The 26,766-nt window shown below is 37.0% G+C and carries 14 protein-coding genes; 5 read left to right on the top strand and 9 right to left on the bottom strand.

Translation table 11 applies throughout. The features are described 5' to 3' along the window. Positions 1–221 precede the first annotated feature (221 nt). Positions 222–596, top strand: coding sequence for a hypothetical protein (locus tag HZR84_00795; protein ID QNL20546.1), 375 nt, complete (start codon positions 222–224; stop codon positions 594–596). Between the two features lie 381 nt (positions 597–977). On the opposite strand, the gene HZR84_00790 is transcribed toward HZR84_00795, so the two are convergent. From HZR84_00790 to HZR84_00770, 5 genes are all read right to left on the bottom strand, one after another. Next, positions 978–2,819 carry a T9SS type A sorting domain-containing protein gene (locus HZR84_00790; GenBank protein ID QNL20545.1) on the bottom strand — a complete coding sequence of 614 codons (1,842 nt, stop codon included), beginning with the start codon at positions 2,817–2,819 and terminating at the stop codon, positions 978–980. Positions 2,820–3,260: 441 nt separating this feature from the next. Continuing rightward, complete coding sequence (locus HZR84_00785; protein ID QNL20544.1) at positions 3,261–5,084, bottom strand: T9SS type A sorting domain-containing protein; 1,824 nt, start codon at positions 5,082–5,084, stop codon at positions 3,261–3,263. A 25-nt stretch (positions 5,085–5,109) separates the two neighbouring features. Next, entirely contained in the window at positions 5,110–7,038 is a 1,929-nt protein-coding gene (locus HZR84_00780; protein ID QNL20543.1) for a T9SS type A sorting domain-containing protein, read from the bottom strand. Between the two features lie 771 nt (positions 7,039–7,809). After that, positions 7,810–10,113: a penicillin-binding protein 1C gene (pbpC, locus tag HZR84_00775; GenBank protein ID QNL20542.1), complete on the bottom strand. Its 2,304-nt coding sequence runs from the start codon at positions 10,111–10,113 to the stop codon at positions 7,810–7,812. A gap of 6 nt (positions 10,114–10,119) precedes the next feature. Then, on the bottom strand, positions 10,120–15,654 hold the full coding sequence (locus HZR84_00770) for a hypothetical protein (protein QNL20541.1): 5,535 nt from the start codon (positions 15,652–15,654) through the stop codon (positions 10,120–10,122). Between the two features lie 706 nt (positions 15,655–16,360). Here HZR84_00770 and HZR84_00765 point away from each other — a divergent pair. Next, complete coding sequence (locus HZR84_00765; GenBank protein QNL20540.1) at positions 16,361–18,742, top strand: T9SS type A sorting domain-containing protein; 2,382 nt, start codon at positions 16,361–16,363, stop codon at positions 18,740–18,742. Between the two features lie 392 nt (positions 18,743–19,134). On the opposite strand, the gene HZR84_00760 is transcribed toward HZR84_00765, so the two are convergent. Continuing rightward, entirely contained in the window at positions 19,135–19,782 is a 648-nt protein-coding gene (locus HZR84_00760; GenBank protein ID QNL20539.1) for a porin family protein, read from the bottom strand. Between the two features lie 190 nt (positions 19,783–19,972). Here HZR84_00760 and HZR84_00755 point away from each other — a divergent pair, with 190 nt between their 5' ends. Beyond that, positions 19,973–20,338, top strand: coding sequence for a hypothetical protein (locus tag HZR84_00755; GenBank protein QNL20538.1), 366 nt, complete (start codon positions 19,973–19,975; stop codon positions 20,336–20,338). Between the two features lie 98 nt (positions 20,339–20,436). On the opposite strand, the gene HZR84_00750 is transcribed toward HZR84_00755, so the two are convergent. Next, the gene (locus tag HZR84_00750) at positions 20,437–21,720 is read right to left on the bottom strand and encodes a T9SS type A sorting domain-containing protein (protein QNL20537.1); all 1,284 of its coding nucleotides are present in this window, start codon (positions 21,718–21,720) and stop codon (positions 20,437–20,439) included. A 163-nt stretch (positions 21,721–21,883) separates the two neighbouring features. Here HZR84_00750 and HZR84_00745 point away from each other — a divergent pair, with 163 nt between their 5' ends. Further along, positions 21,884–24,028, top strand: a complete 2,145-nt coding sequence (locus HZR84_00745) for a M3 family metallopeptidase (GenBank protein QNL20536.1) — start codon at positions 21,884–21,886, stop codon at positions 24,026–24,028. Between the two features lie 104 nt (positions 24,029–24,132). Here HZR84_00745 and HZR84_00740 read toward each other — a convergent pair whose 3' ends face one another. Together HZR84_00740 and HZR84_00735 are read right to left on the bottom strand one after the other, a co-directional pair. Further along, positions 24,133–24,681 carry a hypothetical protein gene (locus HZR84_00740; protein ID QNL20535.1) on the bottom strand — a complete coding sequence of 183 codons (549 nt, stop codon included), beginning with the start codon at positions 24,679–24,681 and terminating at the stop codon, positions 24,133–24,135. Positions 24,682–24,861: 180 nt separating this feature from the next. Continuing rightward, positions 24,862–25,665: a hypothetical protein gene (locus tag HZR84_00735; GenBank protein QNL20534.1), complete on the bottom strand. Its 804-nt coding sequence runs from the start codon at positions 25,663–25,665 to the stop codon at positions 24,862–24,864. Positions 25,666–25,907: 242 nt separating this feature from the next. Here HZR84_00735 and HZR84_00730 point away from each other — a divergent pair, with 242 nt between their 5' ends. Next, positions 25,908–26,678 (top strand): winged helix-turn-helix transcriptional regulator, encoded by a 771-nt coding sequence (locus HZR84_00730; protein QNL23149.1) that lies wholly within the window; start codon positions 25,908–25,910, stop codon positions 26,676–26,678. Positions 26,679–26,766 lie beyond the last annotated feature (88 nt).

Below are 26,766 nucleotides of genomic sequence, written 5' to 3'. Positions count from 1 at the left end.
ATTAATTGATAAATGCAGCTTTCAGCCTTAAAAAAATCTATTCTTATTTTTCTTTTAGGAATATATTAATCTGTTATAATGCCCGAAATAGATTATCATTTCCTAAAATTTTCAAATAGTATTAAATAATGAAATTCAAATCTCTTGTAGTCCCAATATTAATCATCTTAAGCTTTTTTAGTTTCAGGTTTTCCTCTAAAGATTTTAACCAAAGGAACTGTATGATTGTACTGGATTCAATGTTTTCTGACTCAGATAGTAATAGCTATACTTTCAGAATATATATTGATGTCGATTCGGAAAGAAAAGTAATATGGAGCTATGAGGTCATCGATTATTCGGTGATAAGTGAAAATGAATTTCATAATGATAGTGTGCAAAGTTTTACTTTCTATTCATTGCCTTCCGGGTCAAAATGGTCGGTTTTTCAAATTCAATCAAAGGTATTTCTAACTGATTTTTATAATAACAAGGCTACAAATGATAGTATAGATTTTAAATCGATTAGTCGTGATCCTGAGAAAGTCAGGATTATTAGCGGGGATGCTTCAGAGTGCTATTATGTAAGTGCAAGATTAATTGGAGAATGTGATTAAAGACAGAAATCACATAATTCATGCCTCAGTTCTAATCCTCATCAGCCCCGTCTGTTAAATATCAGGTTTTTCCGCCATCAGCGTCATCTAACAGAGACGCTGTTTGACAAAGAAGCTAAATATTATCCATTCCATATCAGTTTGGCCATAGCTTTTTTAGTCAACTTATTTTTGCCGCTTAATAATATCAGGACAGAGATTCCAAGAACTTCCTCCCCGAATCACTCTACGAGACTTTCGGGTTCGATCGTCTTGGAATGACGTATTCTATTTTGTTGAAAGTCGTACTTTATACTCCCAGCCTATCGGCAGGCAGGTAAACGAACCGCGAGCCTAACCCATATATTTATCAGCAGAGGCTGAGGAGGGGCAAGTAATTTTCTACTCTTTTAAAATTTTACCTCTAAATCTATAGTTTTCAGACTTCAAATTATAGATATAGATACCAGAGGGTAAACCTGATATATCAAGATTGTTAGAATTTCTTGAAATAGTGGTCTTCAATATTGCCCGACCATTAATGTTGGTGATCAGAAGCTGTAACTCTTCCTGCCGTTTTAAACTAGAAATGTCAATGCTAATTTCTCCTTTTGTAGGGTTTGGAAATACATTTATTTCACTAAATAATTCTCCGTTTTCAATACCACTAACAATGCTAACTGTATCAGAGTAATATTTACACCCAAAGTAATTTCTTAACTCTGCATAATATGATCCTGCTCCAACTAACCTAATACTTTCCTCATTTAACGAATTGGCTACTGGTGTGCCATTATTTTTATACCACTCTATTTCAAGTTCTCCCTTTACAATATGTAACGAATCTCCTGTCCGAGATATGACTCGTTGTGGTTTGAAGAAATTACAATCCCCTGTGTAATAAATTAGATACTCTGAAACAAATGGCGTTGAGACTATTTGTAAAGTATCAATAGTCAATACAGAATCCATTAAAGTGCCTGTTAACAATTGAAAACCTTGATGTATGTCGATTTCTTTTAATTCTCCACTTACTGCTTCGGACCATTGAACTTCCATTTGATCAGAATTAAAAGCCATAATGCTATATGGACTATTTATCTGGTTTACACCGTCATAGGTGATGCCTGATGTATGTTTTATAAAGTTACTTATCAAATTACCCGAAAAAGAAAATTTGTCATCTGCTGGATTGGTCAATTCTACTGTAGATCCACCATAAGCTATTCCATAAGTAGGAGGACTGAAAGCTCCGAATGAATATTTATAAAATCCTACATGATTTTGTCCCCCATAAATCGTGTTTGCTAGAATTTGATTTTCTGCTGAATCACTAAAATCTCTTGTGATCAACTCAAAATCTTCATTGAAACCAAGCGCCATAAAAGGTAGAGCTACCGTTAGATTTAAAGGACGGTAATTAATCAGATTTCCTAATGTATCGAATTGCATAAATATAAATGAAGGTGCAATAATAGTTGGTGCGAAAGTAGGAGTAGCGAAGTAATACCCATAAGAAATGATACTTGTATCTTTTACAATCAAATCTATCATTACTTGCTGTGATGGACTGCCTAAATAAGTACTAAAATCATAGTTTCCGTTAGCATCCAGTTTGCCTAGAAACATATCATCAGTCCCACCGTGATTTGATACACTATCTTCAATTAAAGTATCTGATCCCAAAACTATTTGATTTTCAAACTGACCAGTGTAATAAATAGATTTGTACATCAATGTAACATTCGAAATTCTAGATACCTTATCCGGGAAACCATTTAAATACTTTAAATTACCATTGAGGTCATATTTGACAATAAATACATCGTCATCAAATAAAGAATCAGAAGGATTTGATTCAATTATTGTATTACCACTAAAAGAAATCGTATCCCAGAAACGACCATAGCAATACAGATAATTATCATCCATGACAATTTCAGCATCAATAGTGAAACTAGAAGCCTGACTATGCCAAATAAGATTTCCGTTTGGACTTATTTTAGCAATTGAAGTAGAAGTTCCAATTGGGTTTAATGCCTGTATGGTATCATTGTTAAAGGGTAAATCAAAATCGTGAAAAAATAAAATATAGGCATTTCCATATTCATCTATTCCACCAGAATTGGCTTGAAAGGTGTTAAAGTTTGATAACAAGTGTGAATGTGCTTTCCTTTTCTGACCACATAAGTTTCCCGTAATAAATAATAAGATTATAAGTGCGAGATATTTTCCAGATGTCATATACCTTACATAAAATTATTACTGTTTAACGATTTTTTTATTGATGATGTTACTTTCTGTCTTTACATTCAAAATGTATTGACCATTTGGTAAATTTTTTCCGCCATCAGCGTCATCTAACAGAGACGCTGATTGACAAAAAAGCTAAATATCATCCATGCCATATCGGTTTTGCCATAGCTATTTTAGTCAACTTATTGATACTGTTTAATAGTTTCAGGAAAGAGATTCCAAGAACTTTCTCCCCGAAGTACTCTACGAGACTTTCGGGTTCGATCGTCTTGGAATGACGAATCAAGTGAGATTTACACCGTCAGTTTACACCCCTGCCTGTTGGGTTTACCCGCCGCAGGCGGGTTTAGCTGGCGAAGGTTAAGCAAATAACCATAGGCATGGTAGGCAGGCGAGGACGGGTGTGGGGTAGAATGGGCAAGTAACTTTCTACTCTTTTAAAATTTTACCTCTAAATCTATAGTTTTCAGACTTCAAATTATAGATATAGATACCAGAGGGTAAACTAGAAATGTCAAGTGTAGAGAATTTATCTGTTATGGTAGTCTTGAATACCGTTCTACCATTAATATTGATGATTTGAAGTTGTAATTCTTCTTTTGGATTTAAACTAGAAAGGTCAAAATGGATTACTCCTTTGGATGGATTGGGATAAACATTAAGAAAAATGTCTGTTTCTTTATTTAAAATCTCACTTACAACATTCAATGTATTTGTCGCATATTCGCATCCAAAATAATTGTTGACTACAGCATAATAGTTTCCACTGCCAGTAAGCCGAATTCTATTGTCATTTAAGTTTGGAATGATGGAGTTATTGCGATACCATTTCACTTCAAGAACATCAGTATCTAAAAAAATAGAATCATTTATAAGCTGAGCAGAGACTTGTGGCTTGAAATAATCACAATCATTGATATATACCAGCAAAAATTCATCTTGTGAGGGTGTTTTAACAATGTTGGCAGTATCAAGAATTGTAACGGAATCAATTAGTTGATTATATAAGAGTTGCACTCCCTGATTCAGATCAGTTTCTTTCAATTGTGTATTAGTTCCTAAGTTCCAAATAAACTTCATACTATCACTATCAAAGCAGGTAATGCTATATGGCATTGAAATTGGTTGATTATTATCAATTATCATTCCTTGTGGATGATTATAAAAACCACTAAAAAGATCGCCGTCGTAAATAAGTTTGTCGCTACTGCTTGCTATTGAATTTGCACCGTAGGCAATACCAGAAGTTGGAGGTGCAAAACCCCCAAAAGAATAATTATAGAAACCTAAATATTCTAGGCCGTTATAAATTGTAGTCGCTGGAAATAAATTTTCGGAGCTATCATTATATTCTCTGATAAGAAGTTCACCTTTAGAATTATAACCAAAGGAAATAAAGGGGGGAGTTAATGGAATATCAAAGGTCCTGGAATTAGTTAAATTTCCGGAAGTATCAAATTCTAAAAACACAAGATTACCTGCTGGAATTGAAGGTGCTATTTCTGGTACGCCTTGAAAATAACCCCACATTAAAATACTATTATTCACAGGATCATAAGTCATATCATTTATAACCTCAAAACTTGATGAACCTAATGCAATCGCCCATTGGTAATTTCCATCGGAATCGATTTTAGTTATGAATTCATCTGAATGGTTACCCATTTGAGAATTAATATTTTCGAAAAGGGTATCATTACCAAGAATAGCAAGACTATCAAATTCTGCAACTATTATTGCTTCATTATTGATCTTAACAACATGATCAATGCTTTTAATAGAACCGTAAAATGGATTTAAGAATTGAATATCACCATCAAAACTGAATTTGGCTAAGAACTGATCATCTATGGGATAGTTAATCTCAAATGATTCAATAATTTGAAGTCCATCCCATGTAACCGTATCTCGAAACAATCCGAATATAATAATACCATCATCTAAAATTTTCACACCATTCGGTCCTGCAATACCAGTTATTTGTTTATGCCAGTAAAGAAATCCATCTGGGCGAATTTTACATAATGTAGTTGCAGCAAAAGGAGAGTTAGAATTTTCAACTGAATCATTTAAAAAATTAAGAGTTCCAACGTGATTTACAAGATAATAACCGTTGCCATAGTCATCCATTTCACCTAATAGTATATTGGATTTGAAATCTGATAGCTTGAAAAAAGTCAATGATTCGTTTTGAGCATTTAATTCAAAGAAGGAGACAAATGCAGTTATAAAAAATAATATTGTTGTTCTCATCAGAAGTTTATAAACTCTAATTCAATTATTTAATTAACAATTTTTTAGCATAAGAATTATCATTATTACTAATATGAACTATGTAACTTCCAGCTTTCCAATTTTCAGAGCTCACGTTTATTAAATTTGATTCCAATTCCATTTCTTCTACTAATTCGCCAGTAACATTGTAAATTCTTATTTCTTTTTTACCTGGAAGATCAGTGCTTATTGTAAAGAAATTATCAGCTGGACTTGGAAAAATTGTGATTTCATTGTGATTGCTGAAGAATCCTTTTTTTGATTCTGTAGATTCATTGGTGCAAACAATAGAAGGGTTCTCAATTACGTAAAGATCATTTAGAGTAAGGGTAGCCGTAGGATTATTTTGACAGTCATTAGCTATGCAGATGAAAGTAACTTCAGAAGGGTAATCTCCATCAAAATCAAACTTACAAACAGTTCCAAAATCTTCTAAAATAGGGTTAAGGGTTACAGAATTTCCACTTTGATTTTTATATGAAATGATCCAGCCATAAGTTATACCAAGATTGAGTTGAGGATTGTCGATTCTTACTTCATTAAGATAGGGGAATTCTTCACCCCCCAAATAATAACAGTCTGGTGCAGAAATAGATGGTGTTTGTGCTGAGTTATTAAACCCTACGGATATTGTAGTTGAGGATGTCAGGAAACAATCATTTTCTGCGGTGGCACTGATATTCACAGTATTAACACTATTAGGTACAGATGGCTGTTTCCCACTAGTATTAGGCAAGTAGTCATCTAAGAATATTATCTCATTATTAATCGAAGAAGAAAATGGCTCAAAATGATTTATTGGGGTAGATGAAGGCGTCGAAGATGTCCACGAATAACTAATGATATCACTAGTTTGATTTTGAATTCTATAAGTTATATCATTCGAGGAACAATTCGGTTCTTGACTGTCTTTAATTATGTAAGGAATAGCAGGATTGGATTTAGTGTAAAATTTTTCTGTGTATGTTGTATATGAAAGCCGACAATTAAAATCCAGTTGAATTGTAACATCAACCTCGGTTTCACCCATTGGTGCAACAGAAACTTTGTCGTTATTAGCATAAGCAGAATTAATGTTCCCAGTGTTTAACAATTCTGATAATGAATTAACAAACTCATATCCGCTAAGGTTGCTGTCCCAACTTCTCATATTATAATCGTACCAACCATCATCAACCAGTTTTGCATTACCATTAGGTGAACTTACTGAATGAATAACTCTAGTCTCGGAATGACTTGGAATATTTGTAGCCCTACCTATTATGTGATAACCTTGGTTTTTACACCAGTCATAAGGTGGTTGATTTAAATTAGTAAATGGCATTCCCTGAAAATTAATCCATGAACTCTCAACAATATCAGATGGCTCAGGCAAATTTGATAAATCTCTTGTAAATGAAACTGATCTATAAATGGAACTTTGATTGCAAGTATTAAAATTTTTGAATGCATGCACTTGCAGCGTCGGTGTACCAGATTTGTTTTTATTATTTATTACAACTTGTTGTGTTCCCTGGCCTGATTTTATTTCCCAACCACTTCCCAAAGTCCACCAAAAGTAGAACTGACTAGAGTTGGTTTGCTGGAAATTGCCATTTAAAGTATATGTTAAGTCACCGCTACTGCAAGGTATTACTGTGCTGGGACCTGTTATATTCAAAGAAGCATTGTCTTCAACTCCAGATGAAAAATCTAGTGATGAGAATAAATCACACTGATTTAAAAAACCACAAGAATTACCGCGCACTTCAATATTCACAGATTGAGTAGGTCTAATTTTTACCCAAATTTGTGTCAGATCTCCACTGCCCCAATAATCACTATATACTAGAGGATTTGAAATTTGATAAATTAAGCTGTGATTAGGATTTGAGATTGGATCGGAAGAGGTGGGTCCTACATAAATTTCATTAATACCTCTAACGCTCCACATGTTTGTACCGCTTACTGATTGTCCTGCACTTCCGTAGTTTGAATTATTATTGTCACAGCCGCAGCAAGAAAGGTTTCTTGACCATTCGACTCGTACCCAAGTATTTAAACAAACAGAATTAGCAAAAACTTCATTGCCATTTTCATCCCAGAGTTTAATACTACCTGAGCAAGTCTGTTCGCTACCCTCTTCAGGGTCTTGAGAATGAGCATCGGAAATAAAAACAGGAGTGAGTATTAAAAAAATATAAGATACGCGCTTTTCATAACTTTAGCAGTTTAGGTTTAACAAATTCGTATGATTTGGATGATCACTGAATTGTTATCCGCTTCATTATGAAAGGGGACAAATAGTATATTTCTCTATGAGAATTTTAAATATAAAAATATTATTGAACAAACACACCAAATCTTAGTCTAAGCGGGCTTCTTAGTCTTAGATCATTGCACAATAATATTTCCGCCATCAGAGTCATCTAACAGAGACGCTCATTGACAAAGAAGTTAAATATCATCCCTGCCATATCAGTTTTGCCATAGCTGTTTTAGTCAACTTGTTGAAACTGTTTAATAGTTTCAGGAAAGAGATTCCAAGAACTTCCTCCCCGAAGTACTCTACGAGACTTTCGGGTTCGTTCGTCTTGGAATGATTAATTATAGGTAGCATTTTGGCCAAAACTGATGCTTCTCAGCTGCGGCTGATAAGTATCAGCTCCGCTTATAGGTCCAATAAGCAATCAAAACAATCTTAAACGATAAGAACAAGTTTGAATCAAAGCGCATCGACATAAACCCTAAAATATCTATCTGCGCGATTGCCGTTTTCATCCATTATTAAAAGCTTATGCTCACCCGGTTCAAGAGCAAGGGCCATTTCATGTCTGTATTGCGTTGAGCCCTGATAGCTGTCGTCCAGATGCCAAAACAATACCTTGTCTTCTTCAATGTGATGTGCTTTGAATAGGACTTGCTCGAGTTGTCCGGCAAAATTGACAGGAATGATCAGTTTTGAATCGGCTAAAGGATAAACGATGCCCAGACTGTTTTGAATTGGCTTGTCGCATTCCGGAGAAAGCGCAAATGAAAAATATGAACCTTTGTGTTTTTTGCGATAATAGTATTCAGCAACAGGATCAAGTTTGAAAATACTGCTGTCGCGAACTTCTCCCTTGGCGCAATCGCGAAAGACCAATTCATTTTTTGTATTGAGCAATACTTTTTGATGATTGACACATTGATTTAAAAAATTTGAATTGATGGGAATTTCCCGCTCTTCAGAGGGGCAGTTTGGCCCGGGCAAATATCCGGAAAGGGCACAGAGCTTTTGCTTTTTTAATGAAAATTCCGGTTTGTCGAACCACTCGTCTTTTGGCAATAGCTGAAATAATTCAAATAGTAGTGGTCCGGCAGCAGAAACACCTGTTAAACCCGGCCGGCCTTCTCCATCGGCATTTCCCACCCATACGGCAACTAAATAATTCCGATCATAACCCACAGCCCATGCATCGCGAAAACCATGACTTGTGCCTGTTTTCCAGGCGATTTTTCTAGAACTGCTATAATTTTTCCAATTCATATCAATCCCAGGTCTCTGTACCTCTGTCAGCGCTTCGCTTACCAACCACCATGCTCCAGGTTCGATGGCTTTGAGCGTATCATTTTTTGTTTGGGCTTGCAAAAGGTAATCCAGACTTTTAAAATTCTGATTACCCTTGAGTACCTGAACCTGAAAGGCATAATAACGGGCCAGGTCAATTAGCTTTACTTCAGCGCCTCCCAGTATTAGTGTGAGTCCATAATCATCCACCGGCCGGTCAATGCTTGAAAAGCCAAAATGATTGAGATCATTGTGAAAGGGCACAAGCCCATAATCTTTGAGCAAGAGGGTGGCAGGCACATTGAGAGATCGAGATAAGGCCTGATCTGCTGAAATAACTCCTTCAAATTCCCCATCAAAATTTTTAGGGGAAAACTGATTAATACTGATGGGCACATCTTTTAATATTGAACTGCTATGGATCAACCCTTTTTCTATGGCACGTCCATAAAGAATGGGTTTAAGAATGCTGCCTGAACTTCTTTCTGCCTGGATCAAATCGACATATGGGGAACGTGTTTTTGAAGTAGCGGAATTGCCAACATAAGCCAGGATCTTTTGATCATCCAATGAAACAATAATGGCACAGGCATTGTGTATTTCATTTTGCTCTAGCAATTCCACATATCTGCTTAGCGATTTATTTGCTAATGTTTGAATTCGCCCATCCAAACTTGTTTTAACGCGCTTTCCACCTTGTCCATCGCTAATTGCCTTATTCAATAAATGAAAGGCTTTGTTCGGCAGTGCCCCGGCAGCTTGAGGAATATCCTCCAGTACTGAAAGTTCATAGGTCAGGCTGTCGATGAGCTTTTTGTGAAGCATTTTGTTCAGCAAGCGGTCTCTTTTTTGTTTTAGGTTTAAATGATTTTTACCGGGCCGCATGGAGGAAGGAGAATTGGGTAAAACGGCCAGCATGGCAGATTCACTATATGACAAATCCTGAGGTGCCCTTTTAAAATAACGCCAGGAAGCAGTTTCAAGCCCGACTATATTTCCACCATAAGGCGCATTGCTGGCATAAAGATTTAAAATCTCCTTTTTGCTGTAAGAAAGTTCAAGACGCAAGGCCAAAAACATTTCCCATAACTTTTCGGAATAGGAGCGAGGAGGGTTGTTTCTTGATAGTCTTATTACCTGCATGCTCAAAGTACTGCCACCGCTTTTTATCTTGTCGGAATTGATATTTTGCCAGATAGCACGTGCGATAGAAAAAGGATTTATGCCCGGATGAAAATAGAAGTATTCATCTTCAAAAAGTAGGATACAATCCTCAAGCTTTTTAGGTACGGAATCTATTGCCGGAAAACGCCACTGTTCATCCTCCGCGAGCCTTGCCGATAATAATACGCCATCTTTGTCAAGCAATAGCGTAGATCTTGGCGAATTGAAAAGGGGAGAGGCTAAGCTCAAATAGACCCACAAGGCCATTATTGCTATTAGTAGCAACCCATATTTGTACTTGTTTAGCCTTGGCATATAAAATTAAGGGATTACCTCTACCCATTGGCCGGGATCCAATGCCTGAATGCTTTCATCGTACATTGGAGCACAAAAAACTCCGGGTTGATAAAATTCACCACAAAAACTGGCATTTAGCAATACTTCAAAATAAACTGTTTTATTTTTATCCAGATCAAAATAGGTATAGATTCTATCATCCCGAATGTCCTGATAATTATAATTCTTATTAGAAGCGCTTTCCTCATTCAGACGTGTATTGATGATCTGCCAACCACTTGGAAAAATCTGATTTAAAGCCACCTCCTGATAAGAAGACCTAATGCCCGGATGCTTAATTTTTATTTCTGCTTTAAAATCCTGGCCCTGTTTGATTTTCCGCACATCCAATGGCCTGTTATCCATTGTATAATAATTGATCTCCATATTGAGATCATCCCTAATGGCCTTTTGGTCTATTTCCAGTGGAATGCCCGACTGAATGAAATTAACAAATAACAATTGGGATGAGTTGTTTTGAAACTCAATGCTTCCGGAATTCAAATCTTTTTCGGAAAGTTCCAATTGGTAAATGGGCACATTCGTATTAACCGAATAATTCTTGCCATTTATTTTGAGACTTACAGAAATCTCTCCGGGAAAATCATCGCCGGAGATAAACTTTGAAATTGCCAACAAAGCATAGGCGCGAGTTTGCGTACTATGCCAACCTTTTTTGAGTTCTTTGGCCAAATCGCGAATGAGCTCTGCACCGCGGGCGTTTTCTTTTAAATAGGCCATTGTCTCAATTATCATCGCCTGATCCCTAAGATTTGATCCATAAGTGTAACCCGTTTCCCGGTAAGGACTAATTATAATTTCACGCTCGGCCAATTGTTTCGCAGCTTCTTCTCTTCCTAGAATTGCATAGGCTGCGCTTAATCTCCATGCGCCTGTATTAGAAAGCCTGGTGTCATTTTTTAATCGATTCATTGCACCAATATCAGGCTGTCCGGCCAATGCAAGTGTGAAAAGACGATACGCTTGAGTAAGATCGCCGCCGTATCTTCCGTATTGATCATAGCGTGCCCTGGTCCAGTTTGAAGCGGCTGTTTTCTGAAATTTGATCCATTGGCTGAGAATTCCCGGAGGCATATCATATCCTTTTTCTTTGGCTTCTAATAAGAAATGACCGGCGTAATTGGTCCCCCATTCTGAAATATAATTTGAATTCCCCGGCCAATAGGACATTCCCCCTTCCTGAGTTTGAAATTTTCGAAAACGATTAATGGCTGCTAAAACATTTCTTTGAATTTCCTCTTTTTGAATAGCACTTAGCTCTACCAGTTGTGACAAAAACAGTTGAGGAAAAGCCGAAGAAGTGGTTTGCTCAATACATCCGTGAGGATATTTAATGAGATAATCCAGTTGTTTTTTTAATGCGATGTCCGGTATTTTAGAAACGCTGAAAGTGGCGGAATTTGAACCATTTATTCCAATGGCTTCATAATTCAGTTCCCAATTGCTTCCGGATTCTACTGCATTAGACTTTACCGATGATATATGAGGGTTTGGAGCTCTGACATTTAGTTCCAGTTCTTCAAAGGCCTTGTTTTTCCCGGAACTCACATCCACCCGGAATGTAGCTTTACCAAGACGCCGGGCTACTTTATATTCAAAATAAACGGTTTCTTCCCCCGCTTTTTCGATTTTTAATTCCCGGGTATCCGGTCCGATTACCTTTAACATATCATTGGATGTAACCTTCACTTTTATATTTTGGGTATTGTCAATCATGGATATTACATTAACTGGCACGCGTATTTTTTCAGAAGGCCCAAGTACCCTGGGTAAAGTAGACATGACCATTAGAGGTTGTTTTACCAAAACTTCTTTTTCTTCCGCACCATAAGCGCCATCATATCCCGCGACAACCATGACGCGAAGTGCGCCGATATAGTTGGGAATATTAATTTCATGTCGCATGCTTTTTCCTTCTTTCAGATAGAAAGGGCCTAAATATTTAACTACGGCCTTGAATCGCTGTGCTTCTTCTTGTTCATTTTCAATTTTTAAGGCTTCATCGCCCCCGACGGCTAAAAGTGGAATTAATTTACCGGTCTTTGCACTCATTACATATTGATACAAATCCCATGTCCTTACTTTTAAAGCCTCCTTGCTGTAAAAAGTTTTCCAGGGATTCGGCGTTTTAAATCTTGTAAGTGACAGCAAACCCTCATCCACCACAGCCACTGTATAGGCCATTGCTTTTCCATCTTTTTCACTTACTTCCAGGCTGAAAGTACTTTCCGGACGGATTTCCTTTGGTGCCTTGATTTCCGGACTAACATGAGTATTTGGATCATTAACATATACCGGAATAACACCATAAACTCGAATTGGCAAACTGTTTTCCTTTTGAGCATGGGGTTGAATTAATGTCGCTGATACATAAACATTAGGGGCCATTTCTTTACTGGCCTCAAAACTAAACTGAGTACTTTCTTTTTCTGCTTTAACCCAGAATTGTTTAAGTATTTTATCGCCCTTTTCCAATGTTACATAAATATTTCCAACGCCTCCTGAAGGCACTGAAACATCTATTTTTTCACCGACATCGTATTTGGTTTTACCCGCTTCAATGGCCAGCATGGATGCCGCCTCAGAACCACTGCCATCGCTACTCCACCAACCGGGAAAGTCTGCGTATACCAATTGTGAAGCGGAATGCCCCGAAACAATATCTTCTATGACAATTAGCATCCTTCCCCAGTCTGGTTTATCAAATTTTAATCCGTAGGCTGATTTCCCATTGGATATTTCAATCAGGTCTTCTTTTATCAGTTCTTTATCATAGGCATTGATATATTGCGTCAGTTCATCGCTTCCATTGCCTTCCCACCACCAGCGCCAACCCAATTTGTAGACTTTTAGTTTTACCCTTGAATTAACCGGATTTCCGTGTTCGTCCACCGAAGCAAGAGAAATGGCTTGTTCTTCTTCGGTATTTAATGCGTTCATCCAGTTTTGTCCGGCATCCACTTTTAAACCTACGTAGGACCTGTAAGGTGAATAAGGAATGCTTAAAAAGTCCTGTGAAAAATCACCACCGGGTTCAAATACCTTGGTCCTAAATTTAAGTTGCAGCATGCCAGGCGCATTATAGGGCTTTTGAACCGGGAATGTAAAATCAAGATCTCCTAAAGTATTAGTGGTGCCACTGACTTCGTCTACATCAGCATCGTAAAACCGTTTTGAGCGATCGTCGAATTGATAATTTTCATAACCCTCAAAAGTTGTTTTCAAATTGGCCAGGTTGTATTCAACCTCAGCTTTCAGGTTGGCGCCCGGTAAACCATATAGCCATTTTGCATTTAAACGTGTTTTAATAGTTTTATTGGAATGCAGGATCTTATCAAAATTAAAATCGATTTTCAATCGGTTGGGCTTGATGGTTTCAAGTTTGCAGTATTTATAAAAGGTGCTGTTTCCAACCATTATCCTGACTTGCCAATTACCGGTAATGTCACTTTGTGCAGTTTTAATTTTGAAATAGTAAAGGCCTTTAACCCCTTTGTTTTTAACCTGTTTTTCATATAGTTTTCCTTTTGGATCATACATTTCCAATACAATCGGATGTGTTTCCGGAAGAGCGTTTAATTTATCTTCGAGCATAAAAGTCAAATGAAGGGTATCACCCGGTCTCCAGACGTCACGTTCACCGTAAATAAATCCTTTGATTCCTTTTTTAATGTCATCTCCACCTACTTCAAAAAGACTTACCGAAAGTGCGGATCCATTATCCACTCTTAAATATCCTTTTTGATCACCTTTTTTTGCAAGCAATAAATAAGGCTTTCTTGTGGTTTTAAACTGAGCTAATCCATCACTATTGGTCTTTGCTTCGCCTACTTCCTGATTTTGGTAGTCCAATGCAATAATTTGAGTACCGGATATTGCATCGCTATTTCTCAGGTCGGTGACAACTACATTGAAGTGATTCTCACTGCTCTCTTTGGCAAGTATTCCCAGATTGCTTGCGATGATATTTGCACTAATGGCCCGGCTGTAATATCTGTAATAGGATTCAGAGCAAGGATTGTCTTTTTCATCCCAATCAATGTAACCTTCGTACCAATCATTTGGACTAAAATAGGAGCGGCCATCTACAAAATTCAATTTGTTTTTCTTCATAGGCTTAATCTCCTCCTCGGAACTGCAGGGATACAGCGATTGATAACGTTCATAGGATATCATTATGCGGTAAATCGTCCCGGCTTGTGGTTGGATTAGGTTGGAAAGGTCAATTGAAAAATTGTTCCAAATACTGTAGTCAATGGGCTCTTCGGATATAAGATCGATCGTACCGTCATAAACTAAATTTCCTACACGTGCCAATTGATTGCTACCGTCAATTTGGTTTTCCTGCATAAACTGAGGCACATTATCTTCATAAATCTGTATTATTCTGAGATTTATGGCTTTTAAATTGACCGCTTTAAATGGAAAGGTAATATTTCCTGAGCTGGGCATTATGACGCCATCACCAATCAGTTCTACAGCGGGTTCTACCAATTTAAATTCTACAATCCTTTCATAAGTCTCTTGCAATTGATGCCCCAGACTGTTTTCAATGCTTTTGTCAATTACAATGGTTTCTGTATTGCTCAAGTCATTCAGCGGAAAGGCTTTGATTTCGTTTTCTTCAATTTTTAATCGGAGATTTTTACCAGACTTGAGATAAACCAATCCGGTCAGATCCTGATTTTGCTTGATAGGATCGGACAAGGTGATGCTAAAATGCAATCCCGGCTCTCTTTGGGTGCTGATTTGCATAAGAGTAAATTCCCCAAGCGGCGGAATGCGTTGTTCCTTTTGAGATTTTGTATCTATTCCCAATGCCTCCCCATTCCATTTTAATTTTACAAAGCTCTCTGAATTGCCTCTTTCAATGTTTATTATAATAAATTTATGAATCTTGGAATCTTTTTGATGTATCCAATTGATGATGAGCTTGCTGTTTCCCTGGCTTGCAGATAAGCACTTTTCAATTTCAGCATTTAGGGCGATATCATTCGTGCGTAAAGTTCCATACATTTCCTGCTTAGTAAGGTCATTAATATCCGCTGTTTTTAGTTTATCGATTGATACATACAGATTTTGTCGGATTACTGTAAAAGCAAAAGTCATGGTTTCGAATTTTTCTTCTACCTCCATGATTTCTGAGAGCTTAAATTCTACTTTATACGTTTCTCCCGAACGCAATTTGTTTGTGGGTCTGAATTCAATGCTTTGATTATCTAACCACACCGCTTGTCCGTCTACAGAGGGTTTTAATGTAATAATTCCCTCTTTGAGTATTTGACCCTCCCGGATGTTGCTGACTGGTTGTGCCAATACAATTTTTACATTTGATCGACTGCTAACTATTCCGGAGCTAAAAGCACTCACATAATCACCAAAACCTGCATCTACAATCAGGTGCTTGTCAGATTCACTTTTCCTGCAGGAAATTAAGGCCAGAAAGCAAAGAATTAATAGTATAAATTGTCGGAGGGAATTGTAGATCGGAGGTTTCATTTGAAGGTATTTATTCTATATCTCAAAACATACATAAATATAATTTTTTACATGCAGACTTTAAATAAAAAATTACAATACCGGATCTCCCAAATAACCCGGTCTAAAAGGAAATATGAACGATTTATTAGGGATATTCCTAGTCTGAATACTAAAGTGCTTTTTTTTGATCCTAAATCGCAATACCCAAGCATGGGTATTTGTTAATCATTAAAAAATTGGTTGATTTAGTTCATCTAACAGAGACGCTGATTGACAAAGAAGCTAAATATCTTCCATGCCATATCGGTTTTGCCATAGCTGTTTTAGTCAATTTATCGATATTAATTAGTAGTTTCAGTAAAGAGATTCCAAGAACTCCCTCCCCGAAGTACTCTACGAGACTTTCGGGTTCGATCGTCTTGGAATGACGGATTATAGGTAGCATTTTCTTATTTAGGATGAGATTTCTGGAGCTCACTGAAAAACTCGAAGAGTTTTTCAAATCTGGTCCATACATCAGGTTGACTTGAGGTTTGTGTGAATGGGTCTGCCTAATTAGTATTTTTTCTTTAATTCAATCTCCTCGTTTAAATTGATCCATGCCATACTATCTCATGCTTCTGCATTGAATGGATGCCATGAAGCTCAAGGTTCGCATAAAGAAAATATCAATTAAATCAATTATTAATTTATAAATTCGCAGTTTTATTGGCCTCCCATTTTTATGAAAACTACAATTATTAAATCTCTAATACTTTTAATCACGTTCACCCTTTATTACATCAATTCAGTTGCTCAAACGAAAACTATAATAGGCTATTATAGTAGTGTATTTAGTGAAAATTATTTTTATTCACTTGATACGGATGGAAGTAATTTTCAAAAACTATTTAATACAAATCAGTCTTTTAATTTATACGAAAACCCTATTTGGTTAAATGGAAAATATTGGGGTATGGCGAGAGGTGGTGATTCGAATGAAGGAGTCTTATTTTCGTACAAACCTGGAGATCAATTTTCTAAAAAAGTAATATCATTTAAAGATCAGATTGGCACTGCTTTTTTCCGGGGTCCAAGATTGTTACAGATCGGTGGGGAAATTTGGGGAGCTACAACCTCAGGAGGACAAAATGGTTCAGGCACTTTATTTTCCGTTGATACTTTTACTAAACAATTGACTATTCATCATCATTTTACCAATACGCGAAACATGAGAGATGGCGATATGACAGTCTATAATGGAAAGATATATTTGCTTTCAATTGATGGAGGTCAAAATGGATTAGGCCAAATCAATGAGTTTGAAATTAACACGAATAATTTTACCACGGTATTGAATTTTGGGCCTTCAATTCCCGGAAGAATTCCTTATGGTAATTTATTATTGGATGGAGATAAACTTTGGTTTGCTACAAAAGGAGATTTGAATAACCCCGGTACAATTTCCTATTATGACTTGTTGCTTGATAGCTCAAATGTGGTTCACTCCTTCACATCATTGAACGGTCTAAATCCATCATCAAACATGTTAAAAATTGGTTCAAATTTATTCGGAACTTGCAAAGATGGTGGGCAATTCGGTTATGGAAGTGTATTTAAATTCAGTCTAAGTAATAATTCACTGAATGTAATTCATCATTTTGATAGTTCAGGGCATAATCGACCGGAATATGATATTGCATATAGAAACGGATTTATCTACGGTTCCACTTCACCTGATTGGAGCTTTGATGGATTCGTATATTCCCTCGATACATTGGGTAATAGTTTTCAGATTCTTGACAGTATAGAAAATTCCGAAAGTGGATTGTCCTTAATTAATGATGAATTATATTATTCAGAAATTAAAATTGGGAATTGTTCAGACTTTATGAAGATTGATAACAATATCCAAATTGATACCGCTCATAAATTTCATAATTATTATGGTCAAAGAAATTTTCAAGGTTTGCTTCAGATTGGTTCGGAATTGATTTTTGCAACTACCGAAAATGGTAAAGGAAATAATGGCTGCTTATGCAAGACTGATACAGGTTTTTCAAATATTGAAATTTTATACTGCCCAGAGTCAAATAATATTCCTAGTAATCTCAATGATAATATAGGTGCGAATGGAGATTATATTTACGGCTCTACAACTATAGGCGGAAGTTTTAACAAGGGCTATATATTCCGTTACTCTATGAACGATGAAAGTATTCAAATCATAAAACACTTAGATTCTAATACCGGAATTTTTTTGTCTGCTCCGAATTTTCATGGTCAAAAAATATACTTTAACTCATGGTATGGTGCTTTAAATAATCATGGTGCTATAATTGAGATTGATACCACTAACTGGAATACATCTATATTACACAGTTTTAATTTACCTAACAATCAAACAGTTTACCAAATGAAATTAATTAATAATTCCATATTTGGTATTGCAAGTTCATTTTCCTCATCATCATTAATTGAGTTTGACTTAGGGACTAACAATCTGCAGACTAATCATAACTATGCCGGCAATAATATTTCACCTTTTATAACGGTAATTAATAATTCAATTTTTGGTTTAAATGGGAGTGGTGGTACTAATTCAAATGGTATTAGATATTCAATAGACAAAACAGGCAATTCATATTTAGAAAGTTCTGAAATGTTTAATTATGGTTTAAGAACATCGTTAACTTATCAAGAAGCTTATTTTGATGGGAAAATTTGGAGTTTTGCGGATGATATGAATTCAGCAGCAAGACCAGCCTTATATTCTTTCGATCCATTCATTCCTAATATTTCAGTCATTTATACATTTCCAGAAAATCCCTTTGAATTAAGCAAAATACTTATTGTTAATGGTAGCGTTAGCTCTATCTCCGATGAATCGAAAATTGAAAATTCACTAGTCATTTACCCAAACCCTGTAATAAATACATTAAATTTCACGCTCCCTAAAAACGAAACACCAATACGGTTACGAATTATTGATTTATCTGGAAAAGAAATTATGAATACTAATCTAAATTCACTTAGTCTCAATACCTCATCATTGCAGACAGGTTTGTTTATTGGAATTTTAGAAAGTACTAATCAAACTTATTCATTTAAATTTATTAAAGATTAAAATTAACATCAAACTTTATACAGTTCCTCGTCAGTCGAGGCTGAGGAGGGCGAACTTTCCGCCATCAGCGTCATCTAACAGAGACGCTGATTGACAAAGAAGGTAAATATTATCCATGCCATATCAGTTTGACCATAGCTGTTTTAGTCAAATAATTCACACTATTTAATATTTTCAGGAAAGAGATTCCAAGAACTTCCTCCCCGAATCACTCTACGAGACTTTCGGGTTCGATCGTCTTGGAATGACGAATTCAATTGTTTTGCAGACCTTAAGTTTACTCCCTGCCTGTCCGGTTTACCCGCCGCAGGCGGGTTTAGCTGCCGAAGGTTGAGCCAAAGCATGGCATGAAGGCGAGGACAAGTGTGGGGGCAGTTATATTATTTTGTTTCTCACAATTTCAAAGCCAGTCCCAGTCTTATATTTACACCGGTCATATAACCATCCACCACACGCGTCTCCACCACAGGATTGCCCTGACTATCATTGACGACCCGGCTTTCCTCGTATACATCGCCATTGGAGCTTTTAAATTTGCTATAAGAGTAATAGGGGACAGATGCATTGATGAACATGCCGAACCGCTCTCCAAAATAATGATTCCAGGCCAGGCCAAATTGAAGTTGTAGCCCATTTGCCGTCACATAATCCTGATTGTCAAAATTTTCAAATTTTAGCCTTGTGGCTCCGATTGTAAAAAATGGCGTCAACACATTTTTATCAGAATTGACCAAACTATAGCCTGCGGTAATTCCAAAATTTTGTGATACCACTTGTTCGTTTGAATCGGCATCGGTGACAAAACCGTTTCTTTCATAATCCAGGCCCAATGAAAAAGCATCGCTGATACGATAAGAGGCTCCTAAATTTGTCAGGCCCGGTACTGCATCAGCATTTTCGGTTTCAAAGCTTTTTATGGTAAAATTATAAACGCCAAACCCTACACCGGCATGAACATCGATATTCCCCTTTTGCAGGGCCTGTGACTGAGCAGCGAAAGAAATAAAAATTACTAAGAGAGTGGATATCAATAGTTTCATAACCTTTTTTTTCTATAAAGATAACAAATCAGGAATTTGCTCAAAATCAGCGCATTTGACGCATAATTGTTAGGCCTGACGCAAAATTGACAGCCCTGATCCAAAGTTTTTACTTTTTGAATGATGGCTGTTAAAGGCCAAAGAGCATTTCACCGGAGCTTTGCAAGCATCAATTAAAAATTAAAAACACATGAGAACGTTTAAATTATTTTTCGCAATTATCGCTTTCACTTTTACTGCAAATCTGGCATTGGCCAATAATGGATTGAACCGGGTACTAATCCGTGAAAATGCCAATCATATGATCAATTTAAAAACAGAACTGGATTCTAATGACACCTTAAGAATTCTTATTAAAAGGAATAATAAGGAGCTGATTCTCGAAGATGAAATTTCCAATAAGCAGGGATTAATTAGCAAAAGCTATGATTTTAAAAAGGCGAGGTTTGGCGATTATTCTATTGCCGTCTATATCAATGATAAATTGGTAAAAACAAGCGCGCTAAGAGAGGGGCAATTTAATAAACAAGACCTTTATATTTTGAACCTCTATTAAAGGCTATTAATTACTGCCTCTCTTACAAAATCCCGGTTTAAAAATCGGGATTTTTTTGTTTTAAATCTTCCATAGTAAAAAATATTATACCTGTGTAATTACTGAATTACAAATTTACCTCTGAAGAGACTTGAATTGCTTTTAACCGAATAAAAATACAAAGAAGGGTCTAGCGCGGATACATCAATTTTAGCTGACTTTTGATTTATCATAACAGACTTCACTATAAAACCATTGACATCAAAAATTTCAAAATATACCATGTCTTCTCTTTGTTCTTCGAATTGTATAACCAAAAAATCTCTTGTCGGATTTGGGTAAATCACAGGCATTTCTTTTTTAGCATTGCTACGAAGCAATGCCGGTGAGCAATTAAATGTATTTTGCAGGGCATTGGCCATTTTATTCCATGCATTAACATCATCTCTCAAACGAATCCGTTCTTGTTCAATATGAAAAAAACGCCCATTGCTGCGTGTAGCATTTTGCATACATGGGTCTGTCTCTCCATTAATAAGTCTGCCCTGTGTATTCCAGAATCCTCTCAATCGTGTCCAACTGGTATCAATATGAGCAATTTTAAAGGTCAATACCGGATCCTGAAGTAAGAGTTCGTTTTTTAATATTGGCATAAAATCTAATGTGGGACTTTTATCTGTACCATTGCTTAAAATGACATAGGGATCGCTGCTCTGTTTTGAGAAACCGTGCAATTGTATAAAATAGGTATGGCTAAAGGTGTTTAATAGGACTTCAGTTGTTTTTTGAAACAGCGACATGGTATTATGCGCCAAATCGGAAATTCTGTAGGGCTCGGAACCGGCTCCTCCCGAGCAGCTCGAGGTGGTTCCGCTGCAACTGGAAAAAGTACTGCTATTGCATCGATGGGTACCATTGACCATAAAAAACATAGCTTCCGTCTTTTGAAAAACATGCAGCCCTTGCAAACCGGTATTGATATCTCTTATGGCATGTGGCGACTGAATGACAAGACTGCGGCAATAATTGGGATTAAAAACATAAGAACCCCAATAATTTGAATCTGCCGTTTCTAAAATATAATACTGACGATTTGGAATATCAAAAGTGTCGGTAAAATCAATGAGGTTATAAGCAATGGAATCCGCTCTCAGAGCTGCCTGCGAAATATTTCCGCTTAGCAAGTCAAGTAAGCTGCGTCCCCAGGTTTTTAAATCAGATGAATCAACCTGTACAAAATGATTGCCGCTGTCGCCTGGCATTACCGCTATTTTATTGGCGATTTCAGTATATATATAGCCGCTTCTGTGCTGCTGGGCACTGCTTACAAGTGAGAGAAATAAAATGAATAATACTGTTATCGTTTTCACTTTAATTATTTCTCTACACTTAACGCTCGCCATTTGATCCATTTATCATATTATTTCAGCCTTTTGGCAATAAATAGTTTGATTTACTTATTTTCGGGCATTATTTGCTGTACAATTTATTGAGAAAATAGCGCCAATCCATATTCAATTGCATTTCGCATCAAATTCTTCAATCAGTCTTTAACAAAAAATTATCATGAAAAATTATTTGGGAACATTTTTATTACTTATTCTATTATCAATAATCGCCGCTTGTACTAAGCAGGAGCCAAAAGAAGAAAAGATGATTGATAATCCTTTATTAATGGAATGGACAGGGCCCTACGGTGGCGTTCCTGCCTTTGACAAAATGAAACTGGAAGATGTCCGGGAAGCCATGGTTAAAGGCATGGAAATGAATCTTGAAGAAATTGAAGCCATTGCCAATAATCCTGAAGAAGCTACTTTTGAGAATACCATCGTGGAAATGGAGAAATCAGGTGCGGAACTGGACCGGGCCAGTTCTTATTACAGTATTTTCAGTGCTAATCTTTCCTCTCCTGAATTCAGGGCCATTCAGGAAGAAATAGCCCCCCTGTATTCCGAATTCAGTTCAAAAATCACACAGAATGAAAAACTCTTTAACAGAATAAAGACGGTTTATGATGCTTCTCAGGAAAATCCGCTGGAGGATGATCAGCAAAGATTAGTGGAATTGATCTATAATCGATTTGCAATGAACGGCGCGGAATTGAGTCCTGAAGACAAGGAAAAATACGCAGCCATCAATAAGGAATTATCGAGTCTTTACACCAAATTTTCAAATAATGTATTGCACGATGAAGAAAACTACATCACCTATTTGAAGGAAGATCAATTGGGAGGCTTATCCGAAGGTTTTATCAAGTCTGCGGCCAAAATAGCAGCCGATAATGGCAGGGAAGGCGAATACGCCATTGTAAATACGCGATCTTCCATGGATCCATTTCTTACCTATAGCACGGAGCGCGAATTGCGCAAGCAGGTATGGACCAATTATTATTCCAGGGGAGACAATGGCGATGAGTACGACAACAATGCCTTGATATCTGAAATATTAAAATTGAGACGGGAAAAAGTACAAATTCTCGGTTATGAAAATTATGCCGAATGGCGATTGCAGGACAGAATGGCCAAGAAACCCGAGAATGCCATTGCGCTAATGGAAGCGGTTTGGCCCGCGGCCATTGCCAGAGTGGAAGAAGAGGTAGCCGATATGCAGGCCATCGCCGATGCCAATGGAGATAACATTACAATTGAACCCTGGGATTATCGCTTTTATGCCGAAAAGGTGAGAAAAGCCAAATACGATCTCAATTCGGAAGAAGTAAAGCAATACCTTCAGCTCGATAAATTAACCGATGCCATGCATTATGTGGCCGGTGAATTGTTCAATTTTGAATTCAAACCCGTGGAAGAAGGCAAGGTGCCCGTGTTTCACGAAGATGTAAAAGTCTGGGAAGTCAATGATAAAAGCACTGGCGAAAACATAGGTTTGTGGTATTTGGATCCCTATGCCCGACAAGGCAAACGCTCAGGGGCCTGGGCCATGACATTCAGAGGGCATACTACCTTTAACGGTCCGGAAAATGTATTATCTACTAACAATTCAAACTTTGTAAAGCCTGCACCGGGAGAAGCCTTACTTGTTTCCTGGGATGATGCCACTACGTTTTTTCACGAATTTGGTCATGCTCTGCATGCATTGTCTTCAAATGTGAAATACCCAACTCTGAATGGAGGAGTACGGGATTATACAGAGTTTCAATCCCAGCTATTAGAAAGATGGTTGTCTACCGATGAAGTGATCAACAATTATTTGGTGCATCATGAAACAGGCGAACCCATCCCGGCAGAGCTGGTACAGAAAATCAATAATGCCGGTACTTTTAACCAGGGATTTTCTACCACCGAGTATTTAGCCTCGGCCATAATGGATATGAAATTTCATTTGGCAGATCCCGAAGGAATTGATCCGGATGCCTTTGAAAGAGAACAGCTTGAGGCATTGAATATGCCAGAGGAATTGGTAATGCGACACAGAACGCCACATTTTGGACATGTCTTTTCAGGCGAAGGTTATGCGACCGCCTATTACGGATACATGTGGGCCGATGTGCTCACTGCCGACGCAGCCGAAGCATTTGCAGAAGCTCCCGGTGGTTTTTACGATAAAGAATTGGCAGGAAAATTGGTCGAATACCTCTTTGCTCCAAGAAATGCCATAGAACCCGCAGAAGCCTATCGCTTGTTTAGAGGCCGCGATGCCAAAATCGAAGCCTTGATGAGAGACAGAGGTTTTCCTGTCAGTGAAGAAGGTTAATAAATAGATCTTAAAAGAGAAATCCCCGTCTAATGCTACATAGTAGATTCTGGACGGGGATTTTTTTTTTGATTGCATTAAATGCAGTTTGCGTATTGCAATGCTCAGAGATTTATTCTCAAACCCGTAGTTAAAGAAAGAGGATAGAGCATGCCGATGTTTTTGACAATATCAGCTCTCAATTTAATTGGAATAGCTACTTTATCAGATATAGGAATATAATAATTACCTGAAATTAGGAATCCAAGGGTCATCCCATCGATAAAATTTAATTCAGGTCCCAGATCAAGTGAAAACATGTTATTGGAACCGATTCTGATAAAAGGTGTAATTCTCGTACAGGAAACATCGTATTCCCGGTAAATGCGTTGCGATCCAAAAGGCACACTGACCGAGTACCAATACAAATACTGATACATGATCTCAGTACCAAAACCAATATTGCTGACAGAGGCAAATACGAATTGCCCGCCAAAACCGTAATTAAAAGTGCTCCAGTCCGTGGCAAAAGTTCCGGCAATTTCATCTTCTTCAATAATCGCATCGATGTCCACAAAGGTGCCACCTACAGAAAGATTTAGTTCCAATGATCCTTGGGCATGAATATTAAATGAGATCAGGCTAAGAATGAGAAGTATTATTGGGCTTTTCATGGGACTGAAAATTGAATTAAAAAAACCGGAGGCATTTTTCAGATATAAGCAAAATCTTTCTTTACCGGATACGGTTATGAAAGCACCCTGGAGCGTGGAAATTCCTTGATGAAATTAAGGAAAATTTGCTTAAAAGAATGAGATTTGGCTAAATAAGCTTCTCCAATTAAATAATCAATACTAACATCCAATCATCCCATAGAAATAGACCAATTCTTGTTCAACGGGTTCTGATTTAGAGTTTTTGGCGCTTTTCCATTGCCCTGAAGTGGATAGAATCAGTTCTTTCATTTTATCATCGAGCGATTCAAGCCCACAGGAAGAAGCCATTCTGATATTTTCAATCGAACCTTCGGTGCTCACAACAAAGTGCAACATGCCGGATTTCAATTCGTTTTTACCAATTTCAGAAGTTCTGTTAATGCTGTTACTTTTCAGGTATTCAATTAATTTTTCTTTGCCCTCTATATATTCGGCTTGCTGTTCGGGAACCACCGTGATATAATAAACCAGATTGTAATCTATCGCATTTTCTTCGCCCTCTATTATTCTTTTACATTGAGCATGTATATTAAAATCGGATGAATACTTCAAGGTTTTTAAGAGCGCCAATTGGGATGCGCTTAGCATTTTACCATTGGATGCTTCCGTGATTTCTCCCGATTCCCCAAATACGGATACCTGTACATTTTCAAATGAATGAAAGATTTTTCCCTTATTGTCCGGGATAAGATCGTTTACGGTTTTCGCCGCTCTGATTTGATCTAAGCTTAAGTTATTATTAAAGCGAGTACCCAGGCCATAGCCAAAGTCGGGATTGGGCTCATTCATAACAGGATAAAGACTTTGATTTACATTTTGCTGTGGAATACAACAGGCTTCATTTTTCTGAACTTTCGGATTATTTCCAAATAAGTTAAAGCCAAAAAAGCAAATGCTTAATACAGGAATTATAATGCCAATGTTTATGAATAGCTTTTTCATCGTTTTTTGAATTGTTTGAATCAAATCTATGTATTCCGGCCCCTAGAGACTGTTAAGCAATGTAAAATGATGTAAATTTTATGTAAATCAATATAAATTAAACAAGATTCGGGTAGTTTTACACTATGCAATCCCTAAGGAAATACGTTTTGCTCTTCCTGGTATTAGCTCTCTTTTTGATTTACAAAGAAGTAGATGCAAACAATAACTATGATCAAAAACATATAAAAGTTGCCCTGAGAATGATCGGCCATCAGGTTTTGTTAAGCAGCGGAGACAGCACATCAAGGGTCTTGCCCATTCTCGAGGAAAATGGGAAATACCGCATTCGTTTTGAAAATGCCATTTCCTATGATCCCGAAGTTTTGTCCAGCGTAATCGATTCATTTGTTGCAGAGACCAATCTGGCTGAGTCGTATATACTGGAGGTAGAAAACTGTGAAAGCAGGGAAGTGGTTTACAGTTTTCAAATAGAAGAGGAAAAAGCGTCGAGCATCGTACCCTGTCAGTCCCGACTGCAGCCGAAGGGCTGTTATGAATTGCTATTTACCTTAACAAAAGGAGCCATCATTGATCCAATTTCAAAGGAAGATAGCATTCAGGCGGGAATTGATAAAGATAAATCCAAACTCTTTTTAATATTCATTCCACTTTCATTGGTGATATTTTTCGGTCTTCTTTGGTACTATCAAAAAAATGCCAAAAAAACAAACCATTTGATCGCTTTGGGAAAGTATCAGTTTGATAAGCAGCACACCGAGCTCAGGTATAAAGGAAAAAAGATAGAACTCACCTCAAAGGAAGCAGATTTACTTGATTTGCTTTACAGCAATGCAAACTCCACCGTGGAAAAAGAAAGTATTTTATCAAAAATATGGTCGGATGAAGGCGATTACATCGGTCGAACCCTCGATGTCTTTATATCGAAACTTAGGAAAAAATTGAATTTGGACCCGGATTTAAAAATCGTGAATATTCGAGGAGTGGGTTATAAGTTGATAATTAATAAATAATTCCTCGAAATGGAGCAGTTTAGATTTTAAAAAAAAGACAAGCTATCTTTTGCTCTCTTTTAAACTTCAAAAAAAGGATAAAATTAAT

This window comes from Hyphobacterium sp. CCMP332 (assembly GCA_014323545.1).
Taxonomy (GTDB): Bacteria; Bacteroidota; Bacteroidia; order Cytophagales; family CCMP332; genus CCMP332.
This window is presented reverse-complemented; position numbering and strand designations above follow the sequence as displayed.